This window comes from Rubrobacter aplysinae (genome assembly GCF_001029505.1).
Taxonomy (GTDB): Bacteria; Actinomycetota; Rubrobacteria; order Rubrobacterales; family Rubrobacteraceae; genus Rubrobacter_A; species Rubrobacter_A aplysinae.
On record NZ_LEKH01000001.1, the window covers coordinates 188554 to 209306 of the forward strand.

The following is a 20753-nucleotide window of genomic DNA, read 5'->3' on the forward strand; positions in this document are numbered from 1 at the left end:
GGACCTCACGTTGTGTTACGAGTTGATACAATAGCCCGCATGAAGGTAGGAATAGTCGGGCTGCCGAACGTCGGCAAGTCCACTGTATTCAACAGCTTGACGAGCGCGGGCGCGGAAGCCCAGAACTACCCGTTCACCACCATAGACCCCAACCTCGGGGTCGCGGAGGTGCCGGACGAGAGGCTGCGCGCGCTGGCGGATACGATGAGCAGCCGCAGCGTCGTACCGGCGACGGTGGACTTCGTGGACATCGCCGGGCTCGTCGAGGGGGCGAGCGGCGGCGAGGGTCTGGGTAATCAGTTCCTCGGGCACATCCGGGAGTGCGAGGCTATCGCGCACGTCGTGCGCTGCTTCGAGGACGAGAACGTGGTCCACGTCGGCGGTCGGGTGGACCCGGAGGCGGACGCCGGGATCATTCAGACCGAGCTTCTGCTGGCCGACCTCGGCACCGTCGAGCGGCGGCTGGAGCGCACCACGAAGGCCGCCAAGAGCGGCGACACCAAGATCAAACAGGAGGCCGCCGGGCTGGAGGCTTTGCGGGAGCACCTCTTTGCCGGGGAGCCCGCCCGCACCTTCGAGGCGACCGACGTCCTGTGGGAGGCGCTGGACTCTCTCATAACCACCAAGCCCGTTCTGTACGTGGCGAACGTGGACGAGACCTCGGTGGCCGAGGGAAACACCCACAGCGCCACGGTCGAGAAGCTGGCCGCCCGCGAGGGGGCGGAGTCCGTGAGGCTGTCGGCGGGGCTGGAGGCCGAGGTGGCCGAGCTGCCTGAGGAGGAGGCGCGGGAGTATCTGGAGATGCTCGGCGTGGAGTCCACCGGGTTCGAGGGCTTCGTGCGGGCGGCGTACAGTTTGCTCGGGCTTATCACGTTCTTCACCACCGGCGAGAAGGAGAGCCGGGCGTGGACCCTGACCGAGGGCTCGACGGCGCGGCAGGCGGCGGGCCGGATCCACTCGGACATGGAGCGCGGCTTTATAGCGGCGGAGACCGGCAACTGGGAAGGCGTGGTCGAGGCCGGCTCGTGGTCCGGGGCGAAGGAGAAGGCCCGGATCCGGCTCGAAGGCCGCGACTATCTCGTAAAAGACGGGGACGCCATGATCTTCCGCTTCAACGTCTAGCGGGCGGGTAGGATGACCGAGCCCGCCAGGCTGGACAAGCCGCTCTCCGAAGCCCGGATCGCGCTCGTCACCACCGGCGGCGTCCACCTCCCCGAGGATGACCGCTTCGACATAGACGACCCGGCCGGAGACTGCTCGTACCGCGAGATCCCGACAGACTCCCCCGGCCTCGACGGTCTGACCTGGACCCACGCCTACTTCGCCGACCGCCGCTCTGGGAGTAGTCACCGTGAGGACCTGGATTGCGTATTTCCGCTGTGGACGATGCTCGGGCTGGTCGAGGAGGGCGTGGTCGGGGGGCTCAACCGGCGGCACTTCAGCTTCATGGGTGCGATCCACGACACCACCGGGCTCGAGGAGCGCACGGCCCCCGAGGTGTCCGGGCTGCTCGCGGAGGATGCGGCGGACGCCGTGCTGCTTACCCCCTCGTGACCGCTGTGCCACCGGTCCGTGGGGCTGGTCGCCAGCGAGATACAGCGGCGCGGCATACCGACCGTAACGCTCGCCGTGGAGCGCGGCGTGACGGCCCCGAGGGTCGCCTACGTGCCGTTTCCCTATAACTTCCCGATGGGCGGACCGGGGGACGGGGCCCGCCACCGGGAGGTCGCGCTATCCGCGCTGGAGCTCTTGAGCGGGGCTTCGAGCGAGACCGGGGAGCACGAGCTGCCGTTCGAGTGGCGGTGAGCAGGGATAATCGGGAGGGCCGCGGCGGGAGCCTTTTCGGGGCTATCGCGGAGAGTGTAAAAGAGCTATCATCCGGGCGGGTGAAGACCCGGGGTGAGGCGGTATAATCAGAGAAATAGATACCTTTCGCGAGGACGGTAGAAGTGGCTTTCGTATTTATAGCTTTCGCGGCGATGTTGTTTATCTTCTTTCTGCTGCTGGTGCCGGTGCTGTACTCGATACAGGCCGTCGGTAGCCTGTTCGTGTATCCGAAGCAGCTAAAGACGATGTTCGGGAACAAGATCCTGCGCCGCAACCACGCGCTGGAGCACGCCACCATAGCCGTGATGATGGAGCGTGAGCCGGGCCGCAAGCTAAACGGCTTCTCGAACGACGACGGTTTCTACGTGCAGGGCGTGCGCAACCTCGAAGAGGTGGACTCCGCGGCCCGCGAGGCCGCGGGCCGGCTCCAGAACGGCGAGAAGGGCCTCGCCATCCACCGCAACTGCGGCACCACCATCGTCGCCGCGAACCTGCTGGCGGCGGTCGCCTTTATCGGGGTTATAGCCACCGGGTTGCTCATGGGCATGAGCCTCGGGCTGAACTTCTACCTCCTGATAGTGGCCGGTATGCTGGCCTCGCTGCTTTTGCGGGTGCCGCTAAGTCTCTTCTTGCAGCGGTTCGTTACCACCCAGCACGACCTCTCAAACGCCGAGGTCGGCTGGGTGGAGCCCGCCAAGCCCAACGAGCTGCGGGCCGGGATCGTGGGCATGCTGCTGGCCTCCTCCACCGCACAGGTCAGGGTGTTCCACACCGACCCGGACGCCGTCGAAATCATCCGCGACGACGGGGCCGCGGTCCGCTAACGAGACCGGGACGGACGTGGTGCCCCGGTTGCTAACGGCGCTCGGGGCCGCTCTGGCCCTGTGGTCCACGCTCCTCGTCTGCCTCCGTTTGATGCCACTGGAGCAATTCCGCCGCATACGGTCCAGAGCTCGTGGGTGGTTTTGGGCGCTCGCCGGCATCGCTGGTTCCTACCTTGTCGGGTGGCTGACGGGGAGGTTGGAGTTAGTGACTATCCTCCTCCCGCTCGCCGCCGCGGTGTTCGTACTGCTATCCGGGCTGCTATCCGGGCTTCTGTCCGCGATCTTCGCCGGGCTCATCTTGCCCGTTACCGGCGTCCGTGGCGGAGGCGGGCGCTGTGGCGGTACGCGGCGTCCATTTCAGGGTAGAGTATCTCCAGGAGTGTAGAGCTGGAGATAATTCGTTAGAGAGGGGTTACAGGTGCAAGAGTCTCAGGCTTACGACGTGCTGATAATCGGGGCGGGGCAGGCGGGGATACCGCTGGCCTATTCTCTCGCCGGAGATGGTAAGAGCGTGGCGCTCGCCGAGCGCAAGCACCTCGGCGGCTCGTGCGTGAACTTCGGCTGCACGCCGACCAAGGCGGCGATAGCCTCGGGCGAGGTTGCGGCCCAGGCGCGGCGCGCGGCGGAGTTCGGCGTCACCGTCCCGGAGGTCGGGGTGGACTTTCCGAAGGTGCTCGGGCGGGCGCGCGGGATCGTCGAGAAGAAGACCGGCGGGATCGAGAAGGGCCTGAATAACACGGACAACCCGGAGCTCATCTGGGGCCAGGCCAGGATCGAGGGCCGCGAGAGTGGAGGTTTCCGGGTAAACGTCGGAGACCGTACGGTGCTGGCGCGGGAGGTGGTGCTGGATACGGGCACGCGCACCGCGGTGCCGCCGGTCGAGGGTCTCTCGGAGATGGACTTCATCCACTCCGGCAACTGGCTGCAGCACGAGGAGGTTCCGGGTCACCTGGCCGTGATCGGGGGCGGTTACATAGGGCTGGAGATGGCCCAGCTCTACCGCAGGATGGGCAGCCGGGTGACCGTGATCGGGAGCGCCGAAAGGGTCGCCAAGAACGAGGACGAGGACGTGTCCGACGCCCTGCAGCGCCTGCTCGAGGAGGAGGGCGTGGAGTTCAGGCTCGGGGCCCGGGCCGAGAAGGTGGAGGGCGACGCGGACGGTGTAAGGCTCTCCCTGAATAATGGGGAGACGCTGCAGGCCACGGACGTGTTCGTGGCGACCGGACGCCGCCCGAACACGGACGACCTCGGACTTGAGAACGCCGGGCTGGATCTACCCGATAGCGGCGTCGTCGAGGTGGACGAGCGGCTGCGCACCGCCGTGGAGGGGCTCTGGGCCGCCGGAGACATCCGGGGCGGGCCGATGTTCACCCACACCGCGTACGACGACTTCCGGGTGATCCGCTCCCAGATGACCGGCGATGGATCTCACACCACCGAGCGGGTGGTGCCGTACGCGATCTTCACCGACCCCGAGCTCGGGCGCGTCGGGATGACCGAGCGCGAGGCCCGCGACTCCGGCTACGACTACGAGGTAAAGAGCTTCGACATGGCGAACGACGGCAAGGCCCAGGAACTGGGCGAGACCGCCGGCTTCATAAAGGTGATCGTGAACCGCTCCGACGACACGATCCTCGGGGCGGCGGTGCTCGCCCACTCCGGCGGCGAGCTCGTCCACCTGTACGTGGACCTGATGAACGCGGGCGCGCCGTACACCGTCATGCGCGACGCCGTACACACCCACCCCACCCTGGCCGAGGCCGTGCAGAGCGCGGTCGCCTCGTAGAAACGGCCGGTAGCGCCCCGGGTCCGGTAGGAACGGGCGCTATGTAGCGGGCTGTATCGGCTGCGGGGAGCCGCCGGAGCGGGCGGAGGCCAGGAGCTCGCCGAGGGCTCTGGCGTTGCCCAGGATCTCGCCGGGCCCGACGGCGGGGTCCCGGCCTTCTCGCACGGCGCCGGCGAAGTCCTCGAGCTCCAGCCGGTACGGATCGCCCGGCTCGAACGTCTCCGTGGTGGTCTCGTCCCCGCGGGTTAGCAGGATCTCACCCCCCGACTTGTCTGGCCGGAACGGGGCGCGCAGCGTCGCCCGGCCCTCGGTGCCGGTGACGGTCAGGCTCTCGCGCCGGGCGGAGTCGAGGCCGCAGGAGATGGTGCCGAACCCCGACTCGAACTCCAGGATGCCGGAGATCTCACGATCCGCGGCGTCCGAGCCCTCCCCGTCGAAGCGGGCCCTGGCCGAGGCCCCGGAGGGCTCCGAGCCGAACAGGAGCCGCAGGCCGCTGACGCAGTAGCACCCCACGTCGCCGAGGGCTCCGCCTCCGAGCGAGCCCACGCCGCGCACGTCCGAGGGGTCGTCGAGCCGGTGCCCGAACTCGGCGACGGCCTGGCGGACGGTCCCGATCTCACCGCCCGAGGCAATCTCCGCGAGCCGCTCCGTCTGCGGGCTGAAGCGGTACATGAAGCCTTCCATCAGCGCGAGCCCGGAGCCCCGCGCCTTCTCGACCGCCTCTGCGGCCTCCTCCGGGTCCAGCGCGAAGGGCTTCTCGCACAGGACGTGCTTGCCGGCGGAGAGGGCCTTCATGGTCCACTCGGCGTGCAGGGAGTTGGGGAGCGGGATGTACACCGCCTCGACGTCCTCGCTCTGCAGCAGCGCCTCGTAGCCCTCCAGCACCCTTGCCCCGGGCGCGGCGTCGGCTATCGTGTCCCTCTTGTCGCCGCCCCGGCTGGCGACCGCCGTCACCTCCACCGCCGGCGAGCGATCTGCCGCCGGGATAATGCCGCCCAGGGCTATTCTGGCCGCGCCCAGTATCCCCAGGCGCAGCGGGGACTCCTCCTGCATGCAAAACCTCCCGGTATCCGTCGTGTGGTCACAGGATACCCGGCGGGGTAAGGGCCCGCTTCCCAGACCGCGGGATTGTCTCTCCCCGTAAGACCCCGGTGCGTGGCGTCGCTTGCGAGGCTAGATCAGGGCCGGGTCCGGTATCCAGCCCTCGTCGGCGTCGCAGTCTTCCGGTACGCCGCGATCCGCCCTCCCGTAAGCCCAGGCGGCCTGGATGGCGCACAGCAGCGAGTCCAGCCCGTCCGCCGCGGACTCCCTGATAAACCTCTCCTCCAGCGTGGAGTCTAACCGGATACAGAAGCCGTAGGCGTCCGCTATCTTATCCGAGTCACCCGACTCATCAGATTTATCCGGGAGGAGGCCGGCTACCAGGTCGCGGCGGGCCTGCTCGCGTTCCGGGCTCTGGCGCGCGCGGTCGTCGCTCTTGTAGGGTCTGCGCCCGATCACGCGGCGCGCGACGAGGGCCGGGTAGCTCTCGAACAGGAGGCGGCTCGAACCGTTATCCTGGCAGGGCACGACGCTGGCGCCGGAGCGCAGGAGAAGCGGGGCTCCCCGGTGGAACATCTTGCCCACGGGCACCCGGAATAGCATCATCGCGCTCGCAGAGCCGGAGAGCCGGTCCGTCCGCCGGTAACGGTGCTTGCTGCCGGCGGGCCGCGTCGCCATGTCCGCCCGCAGCTTCTCCTCGAACTCCCGGGCCTCCATCCGGGAGACCTCCGCCACGTAGCCTTCCCAGGCCTCCGGCCACCCCAGCGCCTCGACGAGCCCGCGGGGCTGGCCGAAAGGAAAGTCGAGGCCGCAGGCCCACGGCCCGGGCCGGCAAAGAAACTCCGCGAGCTCCTCAAGGCTGGTCATCTCCTCCGAGGACTCGGCCCGCAGCACGCCGTCCGCGAGAACACACCCCACGGCCACGAGCGGCTTGCGTCTGCCGGGCGCGCTGGTGAAGTCCACGCCGTAGACCTTCAATTCTTTCAATTCTTTCAATCGCCTGCCGGAGCGCCGCTCCGGGCGACGACGGCGTACAGCGGGTCGGAGAACGGAGGCCGGGGGCTACGGTCCAGGGGCCGCACCCCGGTCCAGCTACCCGCCTCTTCCAGATACTCCTCTACGAGCCGCATGCGGCCACTGTCGTCCCGGCGCAGCCACTCGGAGACGGCCTTTGTCGGGAAGCAGCGGTTGGAGAAGGTTATGACGAGCGGGCCGTCTGGCCTGACGACGCGGCCTAGGTCCCGCAGCGCCTCCACGGGCCGGGTCAGGTAGTCCACGGAGACGCAGATGGTTGCCGCGTCGAACTCGTTTTCGGCGTATGGAAGGGTGGGGTTCTCGTTCAGGTCGTGGATCACGTAGTCGTCGAGCCGGGGGTTCGCCTGCAGCTCCTCCTCGTTCATCCCGAGGCCGGAGACGCGGCGGTAGGTCACCTCCTCCGGCAGGTGGCTGATCCAGCTACTCATCAGGTCTAGCACGTCCCCCTCGGGCGGCAAGTACTCCCGGTACAGCCCCGTGACCTCGGCGATGGCGCGATCGTCTATGTGCTTCACCAGCCTCGGCACGCCGTAGAACTCGGCGTCCGGCCTCTCGTCTTGCCTCTCGTATATCCGCTCTGGCATATCGGACAAGGCTGTTGCTCCTACTCTATCGTTACCTATTGCTCCGGCGCTTTGGGCGTGGTCGAGCGCAGTCTGGTTGAGGGCGCAATGTTACCGTACCTCTCCCGCGGTTCCGTGTGGGCTGCCACCGTGGCGGCAGGGACGGCGGGTCGCGCGATGAGCCGCTAAAATCCGCCCGATGGACTGGAGGGCGAGCGGCAGGCATTTCACGGTGGCGGTGTTCGTGGTCCGGGAGGGGAGGGTGTTGCTGCACCGGCACCCGAAGCTCGGGATGTGGCTGCCACCCGGAGGCCACGTAGAGCCCAGCGAGCTACCGGACGAGGCGGCCGTGCGCGAGGTCTCCGAGGAGACCGGGGTGGACGTTACCCTGACGGGCGAGCGCCGGGATGACGTGGAAGAGCCGCTCCACCCCCGGCAGCTACACCGGCCCGCCGGGGTGCAACTGGAGCGTATCGGGCCCGATCACGAGCACATAGACCTCATCTACTTTGCCGTCCCGGCTGGCTCACACGCGATAAAGCCCGAGTCCGGGGCGGCCCTCACCGGCTGGTACGGACCCGCCGAGTGGGACGAGCTGCCGCTCAACGCCGAGGTGCGCGGCTGGTGCGAGAGGGCGGTGTCAGAGTCGCCGGGGGCCTGCTAGGCTCCGTCCTTCCCTTCGAGCGGCTCGAACCAGAGCCTCTGTATCAGCACCCCTGCAACCACGCAGGCCGGTACCGCGAGCAGGGCCCCGAGTACGCCGAAGGCCGCCCCGAACGCCGTCACCGACGCTATTACCACTACCGGATGCAGCGAGACCACCTCCCCCATCACCAGCGGCGTGAGCAGGTTGCTCTCGATTTGCTGGATCACCACGTAGGCCAGGAGCACCCACACGAAGTCCAGAGGGTTACCGGCGAAGGCCAGGAGCAGGGGCGGCACCGCCCCTGCTATCGCCCCGAGTATGGGGACGAACGAGACCAGCCCGGAGAAGACACCGAGAAAGAGCGCCCCCGGTATACCTATGAAGTAGAGGGCGAGGCCCGCCAGAACGCCGACCACGGCCATGGAGAACAGCCGGCCCTCGAGCCATCCCAGCAGGCTGCTCCGGGACTCGGAGAGCACCCGGCGGGTCTTGTCCCTGCGCCCCGGGGGGAACAGCCTTACGAACCAGCCGACCGCCGACTCCGGGGCGGCGGCGAGGTAGATCGGGACGAATACGAGCACTATCAGGGCGGTCAGCAACGAGCTCAGGCCGCCGAACAGCCCGAGGAGCCCGCCGAGTACCCGGCGCGCAATGCTCGATACGGTGCCCGAGGAGATCGAGCCCAGCCCCCCGAGCTCGATACCGAGCCTCTGGGCGATCTCCCGCACCCGGTCCATCAGACGCGAGAAGGCCTCGGGCAGGTTCGAGACTAGCTGTGCTACCTGGTCTATGAGAGCCGGGAGCAGCAGGTAGCCACCGAGCCCGAGTGCGGCCAGCACGATACCCACCACGATCAGGACCGCGGCCGGCCTCGGAACCTTCCTGGCGTGCAGCGCCTCGACCGGGGCCGAGAGGACCACCGTAAACAGGAGCCCGGTGGCGAGCAGGAGCACGATCAGGGTGACGGTCGCCAGAAAGTTGTACGCCAGCAACAACGCGGCCGCCAGGAGCACCGCCTTGAGCAGTCCCTTGTCGGTGAGTGCGGCCCTCATCGCGCCGGGCTACCGGGGACGAGTCTCGCCACAGGCATCACCGGCGCGAAAGATGACAGCCTCACGCTGACCCGCTGGCTGCCGGCTCCCGGAATCCATGAACTCGACAGTAAGGGACCCCTCATAACCCTCATAATCGTCCATCCTGATAAACCCGGCTATACTCTCGACCCCGCATCTCCCTTGCACCCTCCGTAGAAACATCGAGTGTATCGGCGGATCTGGATGTACCCCCAAACGCAACCGGCCTAATCAGCCCGTCCCGTGATAGCCGGGATACCACGATGGAGCGCCAAACCTTGTTTAGGCTCGGATGAGGCAGGGTAATGCCCGGCTTCATTGTTAGAGACTACCGTGGGGTGGCTCTGGCCGCTGGTGGGGCGGCAGACCTTGTTAAGAGGAGTATGAGGAGGATGCGGTGATTCTGACCGCGCTCGTAGTCGGGGTGGTGGCCTCTAGTGCGCTCGTTATCGGGGGCACCATAGGGGCATTCATAAAACCCCTCGCAGAAGATCATAGCCGTGCTGCTGGGGTTTGCGGCGGGGGCCTTGATCACGGCGCTCGCCTTCGACCTCTTCGAGGAGGCGTCCCGTATCGGGGGCCGTGGCTCGCCGGGGGCGGCCTACTCGGTGGTGCGGTGCTCTTCGTTGGGGCTACCGCGCTCCTGGACCGCTACGCTAGCGGTACCTCGGGCTTCTATTTGCTCGCCAGCATAATCCTCGACGGCGTCCCGGAGAACCTCGCGCTCGGGGTCGCGCTCATAGGCAAGTCTTTCCTCGGGATTCTGTCTCTTATAGTGGCCATCTTCTTCTCCAACCTGCCCGAGGCGCTCGGCGGGGCCGTGGGCATGAGGAACTCCGGGCGTTCCCGGAAGTTCGCCATAGGAGCCTGGACGGCGACCGCGCTGCTACTCACCTTGATGGTGATCGTGGGCAACACGCTCTTCGCGGGCCTTGGCGAGACCTCCCTGGCCTTTGCCCGGGCGGTGGCCGCCGGGGCGGTCCTGGCCTCTCTGGTGGAGGCCGTGCTACCCCAGGCCTACAGCGAGGGCGGTAAGGTGGTCGCCCTGGCGACGGCTGCCGGATTTCTGCTCACCTTCGTGATCACCCAGTAGCCGCCCGGACCGTGACGGTCTAGTATCGTCCGGTGTCTCGTGGTAGGTAGGATGGAGAGGACGCCAGACGTGCCACGCGGCGCATCCCGGAGAACCCGACCGAGCGCAAGGAGCCTTAGTGGCGGGGAGCGGTAACGGAGAGCAGGGCACGAGGCGGGCCATCACCGCGGCCTTTATCGCCAACTTCTGTATAGCGGTCGCGAAGTTCGTCGCCGGGTTTATCTCTGGTAGCTCCGCCCTGCTCGCCGAAGGGGCGCACTCGGTGGCCGACACGGTAAACCAGGTGTTCCTGTACGTCAGCCTGAGCCTGGGCCGCAAGCCTCCAGACGAGGAGCACCCCTACGGCCACGGCAAGGACCGCTTCTTCTGGTCGCTGCTGGTCTCGGTCGGCCTCTTTATCGCGGGGGCGGTCTTCTCCGTCTACGAAGGATTTACCGCTATAATCGGCGGAGAGGGCGGGGAGCACGGCTCGTTTCTGATCGGCTACATAGTCCTCGGCATAGCCTTCGTCTTCGAGCTGGGGGCTCTGGCGGTCGCCGTCCGGGAGTTCCGGCACGCAGCCGCTGGCGAGGGCCGCACATTCTGGCGCTACTTCAGGGTCACGCGCAACACGACGCTAAAGGTCCCGCTGTACGAGGACGCCGCCGCGCTAACGGGGCTCGTCATCGCGGCCGCCGGGCTCTTTCTGACCCAGACGACCGGGAACCAAATCTACGACGGGCTCGCCTCCATAGGGGTGGGGATTGTGCTCATCTTCGTCGCCTGGGAGCTCGGCACGGACTCGCGCGCGTTACTGCTCGGAGAGTCCATGCTCCCCGAGGACCGCGAGCGCCTGCACGAGATCGTGCGCTCCTTCCCCGAGGTCCGGGAGGTGCTCCGCCTGATAACGATGCACCTGGGCCCCAACTCCGTGCTCGTAAACGCCGAGGTCCACCTCGCCGACGAGCTAGAGACAGACCAGATCGAGGACCTGCTAGAGCGCATAACCCGCAAGATCCGCACCGAGATGCCCGAGGCGCAGCAGACGTTCATCGAGCTGCATTCCCCGGCCAGAAGAGTCTAACGAGGTTAGAGAAGCTGGATCAGGGGTCCGAGCAGTCACGGCGGTAGCCGCAGTTGGGGCAGATGATCTTGCAGTGCAGCCCGTACATTCCGTGTCCGCACACCTCGCATTCGCCCTGGTAACCCTCCGGCTCCAGGGTCTCCCGCCCCGTGTCCGGGGTCTCCGGTCTATCCATGCTATCCACGCACAGACCTCGTATGGCGGCGCACCACCTTCGAGAGCCAGGAGGTGCCGGAGGTCTTGATCCCGGAGTAGCTGAGTATCCGCCGCATCTGCGTCAGCGTCACGTACAGGTTGCCGGACAGTATCCGCAGCTCCGCGAGGTTCTCCTGGGTCCGGCTCAACGTCACCGGTAGCTCCCGGGTGCTTTCCTCCAGTCGGGCGGTCCGGCTCGTTAGCTCTCCCGCGCGCCGGCCCAGACTATCCACCTCGGAGGCCAGATCCCGTCTAAGTCGCACCTGGGTGACGAATGCTCTGATCCCGGCCCGGAGCGCAACAACGGCGGCCACCAGGGTAAGGACCGAACCAATGATCAAGATCGCTGCTAGTAAGGGGCTCATATAAAGTCAAATTAGCACGCCGGGAGGCCCCTACACAATGTTCCCGCGGACCTCCGGTATTTCATTTCTTTCATCTCACACGCCCTTTACAAACCCTGCCAGGGTGCTAGAATCGCTCTCGCGATGCGGGGTGGAGCAGTCTGGTAGCTCGTCGGGCTCATAACCCGAAGGTCATAGGTTCAAATCCTATCCCCGCTACTACTTGGGCCCGGCCACAGCGCCGGGCTTTTTCTTGCCTTTCTCGAAGAGAGCGCCCCGGTAGTCACGGTGTGGCGGAGGGGTCAGACCGGCACACGGGACCGAGTGAGCTATTCGGGCTCGAGGTGTAGATCGTCCTAGTAGGTGTGGAGGCTGTGGCGGACGCCTCGTGATGCCTTTGGGAGCCTCCGGATGTTAAAGCTCCCGACGCTCTTATATACCTGCCGAAGCACTGCAACTCGACGGCTCGGGCTCCGGCCACAGCAGGCTCTAGTGCTTTTCGGTGCTTTTTGGTGCTTGCTGCGGGTCTGCTCGTATCGTCGTGGGATTAGAATCCCTGTGTGGGTGCTGAAGATTCTCAGGCTTTTCAGACGGGAGTGGCTGGGACCGCGCGCCATTACGGGATGGATCTCTCGCGTCCACTGGCGTTGGTCTCGGGTGGCCCCGACTCCACGGCGCTGCTGCGGGCGCTACTCGGGGTTGGGGCACGGCCCGTGGTCCTGCACGTTGAGCATGGGCTGCGGGGCGGGGATTCTCGGGCGGATGCGGAGTTCGTGCGGGGCCTGTGCGAAAGCTTCGGGCTGGAGTTCGAGGTTCGAGAGCCCGCGCTGGGGGACGGGGCGGGGTTACAGGAGAGGGCCAGGGAGGCCAGATATCTCCTGGCCGGAGAGCTTGCCCGGGAAGCCGGGGCCTCTACCATCGCAACCGGCCACACCGCCGACGACGTGGCCGAGACTGTGTTGATGAACCTGGCCCGGGGTGCCGGCATCCGGGGCCTGTCGGGGATACCGCCGGTTCGAGCGGGGATCTCACGCCCGCTCATAGAGAGGAGCCGGGCCGAGGTCCTGGACTATCTCGAAGCCCTCGGACAGGATTACCGTACCGACCCCACGAACGCGCTCCCGAAGTACTCCCGCAATCGGCTGCGCCACGAGGTGTTGCCCGTGCTGGAAGAGCTGTACCCCGGCGCAGGAGCAAACGTGGCCCGCGCCGCGTGGCTCCTGCGGGAAGACGCGGAGACCTTGGAAGACCTCGCCGCCCGCGCGGTCCGGCACCGGGGAGACGAGCTGGTCATCCCCCCGGCCGGGGAGCTGCACGCCGCCCTGCGCCGTCACGCCGTCCGGTCCGCGTACTCCCGGCTGGCCCCCAGGGCGCACCCGCCGGACTCCGCCACCGTGGACTCCACGCTCGCCCTCGGAGATAGAGTCGGTGGGGCCCTGGATCTCCCTTCCGGCGTCGTCGCGGCCTCGCGGCCGGGAGGCGAGGTCGCGCTCTACGAGCGCCGCCCGGAGACAGAGCCGGAGGTCTTGTGCGTCGAGCCCGGCATCCTGCGGCTCGCCGGGTGGACCCTTGAGGTGAGTCGGGCCGCCACGTCCGCCGCACCGCCCGAGGACGCCGCCCGGCCGGAGGTCGCCTACCTGGACGCAGGGCTCGGTCCATACCGGCTGCGGCTGGCACGCGAGGGGGACGTGGTGCGGCCCCTGGGCCTCGGAGGCGGCAAGAAGGTGTTACGGGCCATGATGGACCGCAAGGTGCCGAGGGATCTCAGGCGGCGCACCCCGGTGGTCGTGGACGCCCGGGACCGGGTAGCCTGGGTGGCCGGTGGAGAGCTTGGTGAGGAGTTCGCGCTGGGCGACGGCACCCGCCGGGCCGTCAGGCTGGAGGCCCACGGACCCCGGTAGGCTCTGGAAGCCCCGGAAAACCGGAGCGGGAATATAGTATAGTGCGCCGCGTGAAAGACGTGCTTATCTCACAGGATCAGATCCGGGAGAAGGTCCAAGAGCTCGGCGAAAGCATCACCGCCGACTACCAGGGCAAGAGCCCTCTGCTCGTCGGTATCCTGCGCGGCGCAGTGGTCGTCCTCAGCGACCTGATGCGCACGGTGGACCTGCCGTGTGACATAGACTTCATGGACATAAGCTCATACGGGACGGGGACCACGAGCAGCGGCGTGGTGCGGATACTCAAGGACCTTGAAGAGGACATAACCGGACGTCACGTCCTCATAGTAGAGGACATCATAGACTCCGGGCTCACGCTCTCCTACCTAAGACGGGCGTTGCTCTCCCGTGACCCCGCGAGCCTCGAGATAGTCTCCATGCTCTCCAAGCCCTCCCGGCGCAAGGTCGAGCTACCCGTGAAGTATCTCGGTTTCGAGATCCCCGACGAGTTCGTGGTCGGCTACGGCCTGGACTACGCGGGAGCCTACAGGAACCTCCCCGATATCTGCATCGTGGACCCGGACAACGACCCGGCCACCCCGGAGACCGCCCGGGGTTAATACCGAGTAATACCGCCGGCACGGACGGCGGACAGGGCCATTCGCAGCGTCCCGGGCAGAGGAGGCGTGCCCTCTGACGGTTCCATCTAATCACCGGGGTGTATAATCGCGGTTGTTCCTAGTCGTATCTCACGAGACTCACGAGAGGTAAGAACAGTTGGGCAGATTTCTCAAGAGCGGCGGATTGCTGTACTTCATAGTCCTGATGGTCTTCGCGGTAATCCTGATCCAGCTACTAAGCTCGGGCAACTCGGAGGTCACCGAACTCGACTCCCAGGAGTTCCAGACCCAGATCGAGAACAACAACTTCGTCACCGACGCCAAGAACGAGGAGAACGCGCTAACCGTTCTGGACGAGGACCAGACGGTAGAGGGTAAGCTTCAAGAGCCCGTACGGGGTAGTACGGACTTTGAGTTCCCGTACCCGTCGGGCTACAACATAGCCTCGACCTTCAATAGCGCCGAGATCCCGTTCGAGACCGACCCGCAGAACACCGGCTTCTGGGCAAACCTGCTGTTCACCCTCGGCCCGATCCTGCTCATAATCCTGCTGTTCTTGTTCATATTCAGCTCTATGCAGGGTGGCGGTAACAAGGTGATGAGCTTCGGCAAGAGCCGGGCAAAGAAGATGAACAAGGACGCCCCGAAGTTGACCTTCAACGACGTTGCCGGCGCGCAGGAGGCCGTCCAGGAGCTTACCGAGATCAAGGAGTTCTTAGAAGCCCCCCAGAAGTTCCAGAAGCTCGGCGCCAGGATACCGAAGGGCGCGCTCCTCGTCGGACCGCCCGGAACCGGCAAGACCCTGCTCGCCAAGGCCGTCGCCGGCGAGGCCGGGGTGCCGTTCTTCTCCATCTCGGGCTCGGACTTCGTGGAGATGTTCGTCGGCGTCGGCGCTTCGCGGGTGCGAGACCTCTTCGAGCAGGCAAAGCAGAACGCGCCGTGCATCATCTTCATGGACGAGATCGACGCGGTCGGTAGGCAGCGCGGGGCCGGTATGGGCGGCGGCCACGACGAGCGCGAGCAGACCCTGAACCAGCTCCTCGTGGAGATGGACGGCTTCGACGACAAGTCCGGCATCATCATGATCGCCGCCACCAACCGCGCCGACATCCTGGACCCGGCACTACTGAGGCCGGGCCGGTTCGACCGCCAGATCGTGGTGGACGCGCCGGACCTGGCCGGCCGGGAGAAGATCTTGGAGGTCCACACCCGGGGCAAGCCGCTCGCCGAGGGTGTGGAGGTCGAGACCATCGCCCGCTCTACGCCGGGCTTTACCGGCGCTGACCTCGCGAACCTCGTGAACGAGTCGGCGCTTTTGGCGGCCAGATACGACAAGGAAGAGATCACGATGGCCGAGATGGAGGAGGCCGTGGACCGGGTCATAGCCGGACCGGAGCGCAAGACACGCCTCATCTCGGGCAAGGAGAAGGAGATCACGGCCTACCACGAGTCTGGCCACGCCATCGTCGGCTCGCTGATGAGCGGCGCGGACCCGGTTCACAAGGTAACCATTATCCCCCGCGGTCAGGCTCTCGGCGTCACCATGAGCCTCCCCGAAGAGGACCGTTACATGATGAGCCGGGGCCAGTTAATGTCCCAGCTCTCCATGATGCTCGGCGGGAGGGCCGCCGAGAGGGTGACCTTCGAGGAGGTCACCACCGGGGCCTCCAACGACCTCGAAAGGGTCACCCAGCTCTCGCGGCAGATGGTTACCAAGTACGGGATGAGCGAGAAGCTCGGGCCGATGAGCCTCGGCTCCTCCCAGGGTCAGGTCTTCATGGGCCGGGACTTCGGCCAGGGCCAGGAATACTCGGACGAGATCGCCTTCCAGATAGACAAGGAGATCCGGGCGATCGTGGACGAGACCTACGACGCCGCCGAGGACCTCCTGGTTCGCAACAAGGCCCTCCTGGAGAAGCTCGCCCAGGACCTCATAGAGTACGAGACCATAGACCGCGCCCACCTCAAGCGGCTCGTAGACGAGTACGCAGTGGATAGGATGCCTTTCTACGAGGGTCCGTCGGTGAACGGCCACGGCGAGAACGGCCACGGCGAACCCGGAGAGTAGTTGGCTCCGACCACGCCGCGCGGCGACGAGATACAGCTTGCGGGGGGCGGGGGACAAACTCCCGCCCCCGTGGTCATGGGCATCCTCAACGTGACCCCGGACTCCTTCTCCGATGGCGGCGAGTTCTTCGATAAGGAGGCCGGCGCGGCCCGCGCCGCCGAGATGCTGGACGAGGGAGCCGGGATAGTAGACGTGGGCGGCGAGTCCACTAGGCCCGGCTCGGACCCCGTCCCCGCCGAGGAGGAGGCCCGGCGCGTCGTCCCGGTTATTCGGGAGATACTCGCGGCGAGGCCGGGGGCCGTGATCTCCATAGACACCTACCACGCGGCCACCGCGGAGGCGGCGCTGGAGGCCGGGGCGGGCCTCGTCAATGACGTGACCGCGCTAAACGGTGACCCGCGAATGGCGGACGTGGTGGCCGGAGCCGGGTGCCCGGTCGTGCTGATGCACATGCTCGGAGAGCCCAAGACTATGCAGCAGAGCCCGCACTACGACGACGTGGTCTCCGAGGTGCGGGAGTTTCTGGCGCGGCGGGCGGAGGCCGCTATATCCGCCGGCATAAGCCCGGAAGACGTGATCCTGGACCCCGGTATCGGGTTCGGCAAGAATCTGGAGCACAATCTCGCGCTCGTCGAGAACCTGGACGCCATCGCGGACCTCGGATACCCGGTGCTGTTCGGGGCCTCGCGCAAGAGCTTTATCGGCAGGCTATCCGACGGCGCGTCCAGCGAGGCCGGCGACAGGGTGTTCGGTACCGTGGCCGCCAGCGTCCTGGCCTACGAGCGCGGCGCAACCATCTTCCGGGTCCACGACGTGCGGGCGAACCGCGAGGCGCTGGAGGTCGCCGCCGCGATAAGCGGCTCCGGTAGCTCCGGGAGCGTCTCATAACGTACTTTCCCGACGCCGGTTGAGCGCGATCAGAGCCTTTCTGAGCCTGGGGAGCAACCTCGGCGACCGCGCCGGGTACCTCCGCGCCGCCGTCGCCGCGCTCGGCCGGAGTGATTTCTCTTGCGTAAGCCGCGTCTCGGCGGTGTACGAGACCGAGCCCGTGGAGGTGGAGGCGGGACATCCGGATTACCTCAACTGCGCCGTGGAGCTGTCCTGTGAGGCCGGGGCGGTGGAGCTGTTGCGCTACTGCCAGGGGGTGGAGGCGGCCCTCGGGCGCTCTGAGAAAGGGGAGAAGGCCCCGAGGACGGTGGACGTGGACGTGCTGCTCTACGGCAAGGAGCGGGCGGATATACCCGGCCTCGGGCTGCCGCACCGGGGCGTGACGCGGGCCTTCAACCTCGTTACGCTGGCGGATCTCGATCCCCGCCTCTATATTCCCGGTGTGGGAGTGGTGGGCGGGCTGCGCGACGGTCTGGACGAGAGGGAGCTCGCCGGCGTGCGTCGGCTGGGGCGTCTGGACGAGATCTAGAGATCTAAGGAGGTATAAGGAGGTGGTGCGAGGGTGCTGATGGCGGTGGATACCGGAAATACACAGACCGTACTCGGGCTGTTCGAGGGCGAGGAGCTGAGCGGACACTGGCGTATGGCGACGGAGGCGTACCGCTCGCCGGAGGAGCTCGGGGCATCCGTCTCCGGTTTGATGGGGCTCCACGGGATGAACCTCTCCGCGGTAAGCGCCATGATCGTCTCCAGCGTCGTGCCGGGGCTCACACGCTCGTACCGGAAGCTGGCCGAGGAGATACTGGGTATCCCGTTCTACGCGGCCGACGCCGGTATGTACACCGGGCTGGAGAACCTGTACGAGGACCCCGCACAGGTCGGGGCGGACAGGATCGTCAACTCCGTCGCCGCTGGCCAATATTACGGGTTTCCCGCCATCATAGCCGACTCCGGTACCGCGACCACGGTCTGCGCGGTGGACTCCTCCGGCGCCTACCGGGGCGGTGCGATCCTGCCCGGACTCTACGTCGCGCTAGAGGCGCTCGTCTCTCGCACCGCCAAGCTGCCGAGCGTGGACATCGAGGACAGGCCCGCCAGCCCGATAGCCACGAACACCCCGGACTCCATAAAGAGCGGCTTCGTCTACGGGTACGCCGGAGCCATAGACGCCCTGGTGGACCGCTTCGTGGACGAGCTTGGGCCACCGCGCCCGAAGGTGATAGCCACCGGCGGGCTCGCGCCGGTGATCGTGGAGCACTGCCGCACCATAGACGAGCTCGACCCGGACCTCACCCTCCGCGGCCTGCGCATACTGCACGAGAAAAACGCCCGTTAAGGCTTTTACGGGCGACCCTATGAGTGACCGAGAACGCATTGACACTATAGATACCTGTACGTATACTCTGCCAGCTTATGACCGACAGAAACGAGGAGCTAGTTACCCCAGAGGGTCTCGAGAAGCTCCAAGACGAACTTAAATACCTCACGGAGACCCGCCGCCGGGAGGTGGCGGATCGCATTCGCCAGGCCCGCGAGTTCGGCGACCTCTCGGAGAACTCCGAGTACGACGACGCCAAGAACGAGCAGGGTCTCCTCGAGCGCCGTATAAGCGAGCTCCAGCGCCGGGTGCGCAACGCAAAGGTGGTTGACCCCGCGGATACCGACGCAAACGCCGTGGACGTGGGCACGAAGGTTACCCTCAAGTCCACCGGCGACGACAAGGAGCGCACCTTCCAGATCGTGGGCGCCAACGAGTCCGACCCCTCGACCGGCAAGCTCTCGCACTCCTCACCGGTGGGTAAAGCCGTACTCAAGCGTCAGGTCGGGGAGAAGGTCACGGTCTCGACGCCCCGGGGCTCGACCGAGTACGAGATCATGAACGTGGAGATAGCGAGCTAGCTACCTCCAGCTTGGTCTGGCGCAAATAGATACAAGAGATACACAACCAGACGGAGGCGTGGCGCGTCTCCCGTGGAGCCTTGCATGAATAGCACGGAAACACTCATACCGGGTTGGGCCGACCGGGTGGCGGAGACGCTGGTCGAGCGTTTTGGCGGAGAGCCTCAGGTCGTCGTTACCGGGATCAGCCCCTCCGGCAACATCCACGTCGGCAACCTGCGTGAAGTACTGGTCGCCGAAGCCGTGGCTCGCGCTCTGCGTGCCCGCGACGTGGAGACCCGCTTCATCTTCCACGCGGATACCATAGATCCGCTGCGCAAGATCGCGCCCGGCGTGCCGGAGAGCTTCGAGCGTTACATCGGCCAGAGCCTCTCGTACGTGCCCGACCCCGAAGGCTGTCACGAGTCCTACGCCGAGCACTTCCTTGCCCCCTTCGAGCGTACCCTCTCGGAGGTGGGAATGGAGATAGAAGTACTCCGTTCGCACGAGCTGTACGAGCAGGGCGTCTACACGGAGGTTACCCGTGAAGCGTTGGACCATACGGACGACCTGCGCCACATTCTCCAGGACGTCACCGGGCGCATGATGCCCGAGGGCAACAAGTGGTCGCCGTACCAGCCACGGGACGCCTCGGGGAGCTTGATCGGCCACCGGACCATCGAGCACCGTTCCGAGGAGAACAAGGTCGTCTTTGATAATTATGATGATAACGAGGAGGTGGCCGACTACTCGAAGGGTGAAGGCAAGCTCGGCTGGCGGGTGGAGCTCGCGGCGCGGTGGAAGGCGCTCGGGGTAACGTTCGAGCCGTTTGGTAAGGATCACACCAGCCGCGGCGGCTCTACGGACACGGCGGACCGCATGGCCGAGAAGGTGTTTGGCGTCGAGATACCGGGCCGGTACGAGTATGAGTGGATACAGCTAAAAGGCGTCGGCGCCATGAGCAGCTCGAAGGGCGTGGTACTGCTACCCGCAGACATGTTGCGGATAATGCCGTCAGAGGCGCTGCGGCGTATGGTTCTCGGCCGCGATCCGGCTCGCGGCCTGGACGTGGATCTGGCCTCGGGCTTTCCGCAGTTCATGGACGAGCAGCGCGCCGAGCTGGGCGGCACCGGGGTGCCGTTCACGCACCTCGTGACCGTCTCGCAGACCGTTGGAGAGGACCCCGAAGCCGCCGCCGAGATGCTGCGGCGCGGCGGCTACGAAGCAGCGGCCCGGGAGCCCGATGCACTCGCCGAGGAGCTGGCCTACGCCCGGGAGTGGGCCGAGGAGTGGGCACCGGAAGAGTACAGGTTCAAGGTCCTCGAATCCCTACCCGAAGAGGCCGAGAGCCTCGACGAGGACCAGCGACGCTATCTGGCCGAGGCCGCGGATCGTATCCCGGCCGGGATCACCGCCGGCGACGAGGTGCAGAATATCCTGTATGGCGCCGCCAAGGAGCTCGGTGTCAAGCCAAAGAACGCCTTCGCGGCCATCTATACCGTGCTGCTCGGTAAGAAGAGCGGGCCGAAAGCCGGGCCTTTCGTGGCCAGTCTGCCGCCGGAACTGGTACGCGAACGTTTCGCTTCCGCCGCTTCCGCTAGTTCTGCTGGTTATTCGGGCGGCACTGTAAAGGGGGACACCGAAAGCCCCGGCGACACCGGGTAGCCTACGCGCCAGGTATTACAAAGCTGGCGGCGGAGAGCCGGAGCCGGGGCTGAGCGCCCTTAGCGCACAGACCAGATTTCCCCCTCAATAGAGGCCGGGGCCTTTGTATACTCTAGAGGACGGCGCCGAGGAGGCAGTGCTTATGATTTCAGAAGACGTAGATCCAACGTTATATACTCTAGTCATCCACAAAAGCCAGACACTTGTAAACCAAATACAGGTCGGCAACGTAGAATACGGTAACGAGGGTAACATGAAGGTATC

General features: G+C 66.1%; 23 protein-coding genes and 1 tRNA gene. 18 read left to right on the forward strand and 6 right to left on the reverse strand.

The window, feature by feature from the left end:
* The first annotated feature begins 39 nt into the window (after positions 1-39).
* The 6 genes from ychF (at position 40) to ABD53_RS01015 (ending at position 4437) form a co-directional block, all read left to right on the forward strand.
* Positions 40-1122 (forward strand): redox-regulated ATPase YchF, encoded by a 1083-nt coding sequence (gene ychF / locus ABD53_RS00990; RefSeq protein WP_047863855.1) that lies wholly within the window; start codon positions 40-42, stop codon positions 1120-1122.
* A gap of 12 nt (positions 1123-1134) precedes the next feature.
* The gene (locus ABD53_RS00995; RefSeq protein WP_053057526.1) at positions 1135-1554 is read left to right on the forward strand and encodes a glycine/sarcosine/betaine reductase selenoprotein B family protein; all 420 of its coding nucleotides are present in this window, start codon (positions 1135-1137) and stop codon (positions 1552-1554) included.
* A gap of 18 nt (positions 1555-1572) precedes the next feature.
* Complete coding sequence (locus tag ABD53_RS01000; RefSeq protein ID WP_047863856.1) at positions 1573-1806, forward strand: hypothetical protein; 234 nt, start codon at positions 1573-1575, stop codon at positions 1804-1806.
* Between the two features lie 143 nt (positions 1807-1949).
* Positions 1950-2651: a DUF6391 domain-containing protein gene (locus tag ABD53_RS01005; RefSeq protein WP_053057527.1), complete on the forward strand. Its 702-nt coding sequence runs from the start codon at positions 1950-1952 to the stop codon at positions 2649-2651.
* 205 nt (positions 2652-2856) lie between these two features.
* Positions 2857-3036, forward strand: coding sequence for a hypothetical protein (locus ABD53_RS16735; protein ID WP_152670515.1), 180 nt, complete (start codon positions 2857-2859; stop codon positions 3034-3036).
* A gap of 33 nt (positions 3037-3069) precedes the next feature.
* On the forward strand, positions 3070-4437 hold the full coding sequence (locus tag ABD53_RS01015) for a mercuric reductase (protein ID WP_047863858.1): 1368 nt from the start codon (positions 3070-3072) through the stop codon (positions 4435-4437).
* 39 nt (positions 4438-4476) lie between these two features.
* Here ABD53_RS01015 and ABD53_RS01020 read toward each other — a convergent pair whose 3' ends face one another.
* The 3 genes from ABD53_RS01020 to ABD53_RS01030 all read right to left on the reverse strand — a co-directional run bounded on the left by ABD53_RS01020 (position 4477) and on the right by ABD53_RS01030 (position 7097).
* Positions 4477-5490, reverse strand: a complete 1014-nt coding sequence (locus ABD53_RS01020) for a Gfo/Idh/MocA family protein (protein ID WP_047863859.1) — start codon at positions 5488-5490, stop codon at positions 4477-4479.
* Positions 5491-5610: 120 nt separating this feature from the next.
* On the reverse strand, positions 5611-6465 hold the full coding sequence (locus ABD53_RS01025) for a DUF429 domain-containing protein (RefSeq protein WP_053057528.1): 855 nt from the start codon (positions 6463-6465) through the stop codon (positions 5611-5613).
* Between the two features lie 5 nt (positions 6466-6470).
* On the reverse strand, positions 6471-7097 hold the full coding sequence (locus ABD53_RS01030) for a class I SAM-dependent methyltransferase (protein ID WP_047864122.1): 627 nt from the start codon (positions 7095-7097) through the stop codon (positions 6471-6473).
* A 178-nt stretch (positions 7098-7275) separates the two neighbouring features.
* On the opposite strand from ABD53_RS01030, the gene ABD53_RS01035 reads away from it, so the two are divergent.
* Positions 7276-7740 (forward strand): NUDIX hydrolase, encoded by a 465-nt coding sequence (locus tag ABD53_RS01035; protein ID WP_047863860.1) that lies wholly within the window; start codon positions 7276-7278, stop codon positions 7738-7740.
* Here ABD53_RS01035 and ABD53_RS01040 read toward each other — a convergent pair.
* Positions 7737-8774, reverse strand: coding sequence for an AI-2E family transporter (locus tag ABD53_RS01040; RefSeq protein WP_047863861.1), 1038 nt, complete (start codon positions 8772-8774; stop codon positions 7737-7739). The genes ABD53_RS01035 and ABD53_RS01040 overlap by 4 nt on opposite strands.
* Before the next feature lie 418 nt (positions 8775-9192).
* Here ABD53_RS01040 and ABD53_RS01050 point away from each other — a divergent pair, with 418 nt between their 5' ends.
* Together ABD53_RS01050 and ABD53_RS01055 are read left to right on the forward strand one after the other, a co-directional pair.
* Positions 9193-9888 (forward strand): ZIP family metal transporter, encoded by a 696-nt coding sequence (locus ABD53_RS01050; protein ID WP_200900238.1) that lies wholly within the window; start codon positions 9193-9195, stop codon positions 9886-9888.
* Positions 9889-10006: 118 nt separating this feature from the next.
* Positions 10007-10951, forward strand: coding sequence for a cation diffusion facilitator family transporter (locus ABD53_RS01055; RefSeq protein WP_047863863.1), 945 nt, complete (start codon positions 10007-10009; stop codon positions 10949-10951).
* A gap of 19 nt (positions 10952-10970) precedes the next feature.
* On the opposite strand, the gene ABD53_RS17125 is transcribed toward ABD53_RS01055, so the two are convergent.
* Complete coding sequence (locus tag ABD53_RS17125) at positions 10971-11126, reverse strand: hypothetical protein (protein WP_160309591.1); 156 nt, start codon at positions 11124-11126, stop codon at positions 10971-10973.
* 1 nt (position 11127) lies between these two features.
* Entirely contained in the window at positions 11128-11487 is a 360-nt protein-coding gene (locus tag ABD53_RS01060; protein ID WP_047863864.1) for a hypothetical protein, read from the reverse strand.
* A gap of 148 nt (positions 11488-11635) precedes the next feature.
* On the opposite strand from ABD53_RS01060, the gene ABD53_RS01065 reads away from it, so the two are divergent.
* The 9 genes from ABD53_RS01065 to lysS all read left to right on the forward strand — a co-directional run bounded on the left by ABD53_RS01065 (position 11636) and on the right by lysS (position 20489).
* Positions 11636-11709, forward strand: a tRNA-Met gene (locus ABD53_RS01065).
* Positions 11710-12086: 377 nt separating this feature from the next.
* Positions 12087-13391 (forward strand): tRNA lysidine(34) synthetase TilS, encoded by a 1305-nt coding sequence (tilS, locus tag ABD53_RS01070; RefSeq protein WP_047863865.1) that lies wholly within the window; start codon positions 12087-12089, stop codon positions 13389-13391.
* Between the two features lie 50 nt (positions 13392-13441).
* Complete coding sequence (hpt, locus tag ABD53_RS01075) at positions 13442-13990, forward strand: hypoxanthine phosphoribosyltransferase (protein ID WP_327286452.1); 549 nt, start codon at positions 13442-13444, stop codon at positions 13988-13990.
* 205 nt (positions 13991-14195) lie between these two features.
* Positions 14196-16058 carry an ATP-dependent zinc metalloprotease FtsH gene (ftsH, locus tag ABD53_RS01080; RefSeq protein WP_152670534.1) on the forward strand — a complete coding sequence of 621 codons (1863 nt, stop codon included), beginning with the start codon at positions 14196-14198 and terminating at the stop codon, positions 16056-16058.
* Positions 16059-16946, forward strand: a complete 888-nt coding sequence (gene folP, locus ABD53_RS01085) for a dihydropteroate synthase (RefSeq protein ID WP_200900240.1) — start codon at positions 16059-16061, stop codon at positions 16944-16946.
* 19 nt (positions 16947-16965) lie between these two features.
* Complete coding sequence (folK, locus tag ABD53_RS01090; RefSeq protein WP_053057530.1) at positions 16966-17475, forward strand: 2-amino-4-hydroxy-6-hydroxymethyldihydropteridine diphosphokinase; 510 nt, start codon at positions 16966-16968, stop codon at positions 17473-17475.
* Positions 17476-17514: 39 nt separating this feature from the next.
* Positions 17515-18282: a type III pantothenate kinase gene (locus tag ABD53_RS01095; RefSeq protein WP_235401240.1), complete on the forward strand. Its 768-nt coding sequence runs from the start codon at positions 17515-17517 to the stop codon at positions 18280-18282.
* Between the two features lie 77 nt (positions 18283-18359).
* Entirely contained in the window at positions 18360-18845 is a 486-nt protein-coding gene (gene greA, locus ABD53_RS01100; protein ID WP_047863868.1) for a transcription elongation factor GreA, read from the forward strand.
* A gap of 84 nt (positions 18846-18929) precedes the next feature.
* Positions 18930-20489 carry a lysine--tRNA ligase gene (gene lysS / locus ABD53_RS01105; RefSeq protein ID WP_053057531.1) on the forward strand — a complete coding sequence of 520 codons (1560 nt, stop codon included), beginning with the start codon at positions 18930-18932 and terminating at the stop codon, positions 20487-20489.
* Positions 20490-20753 lie beyond the last annotated feature (264 nt).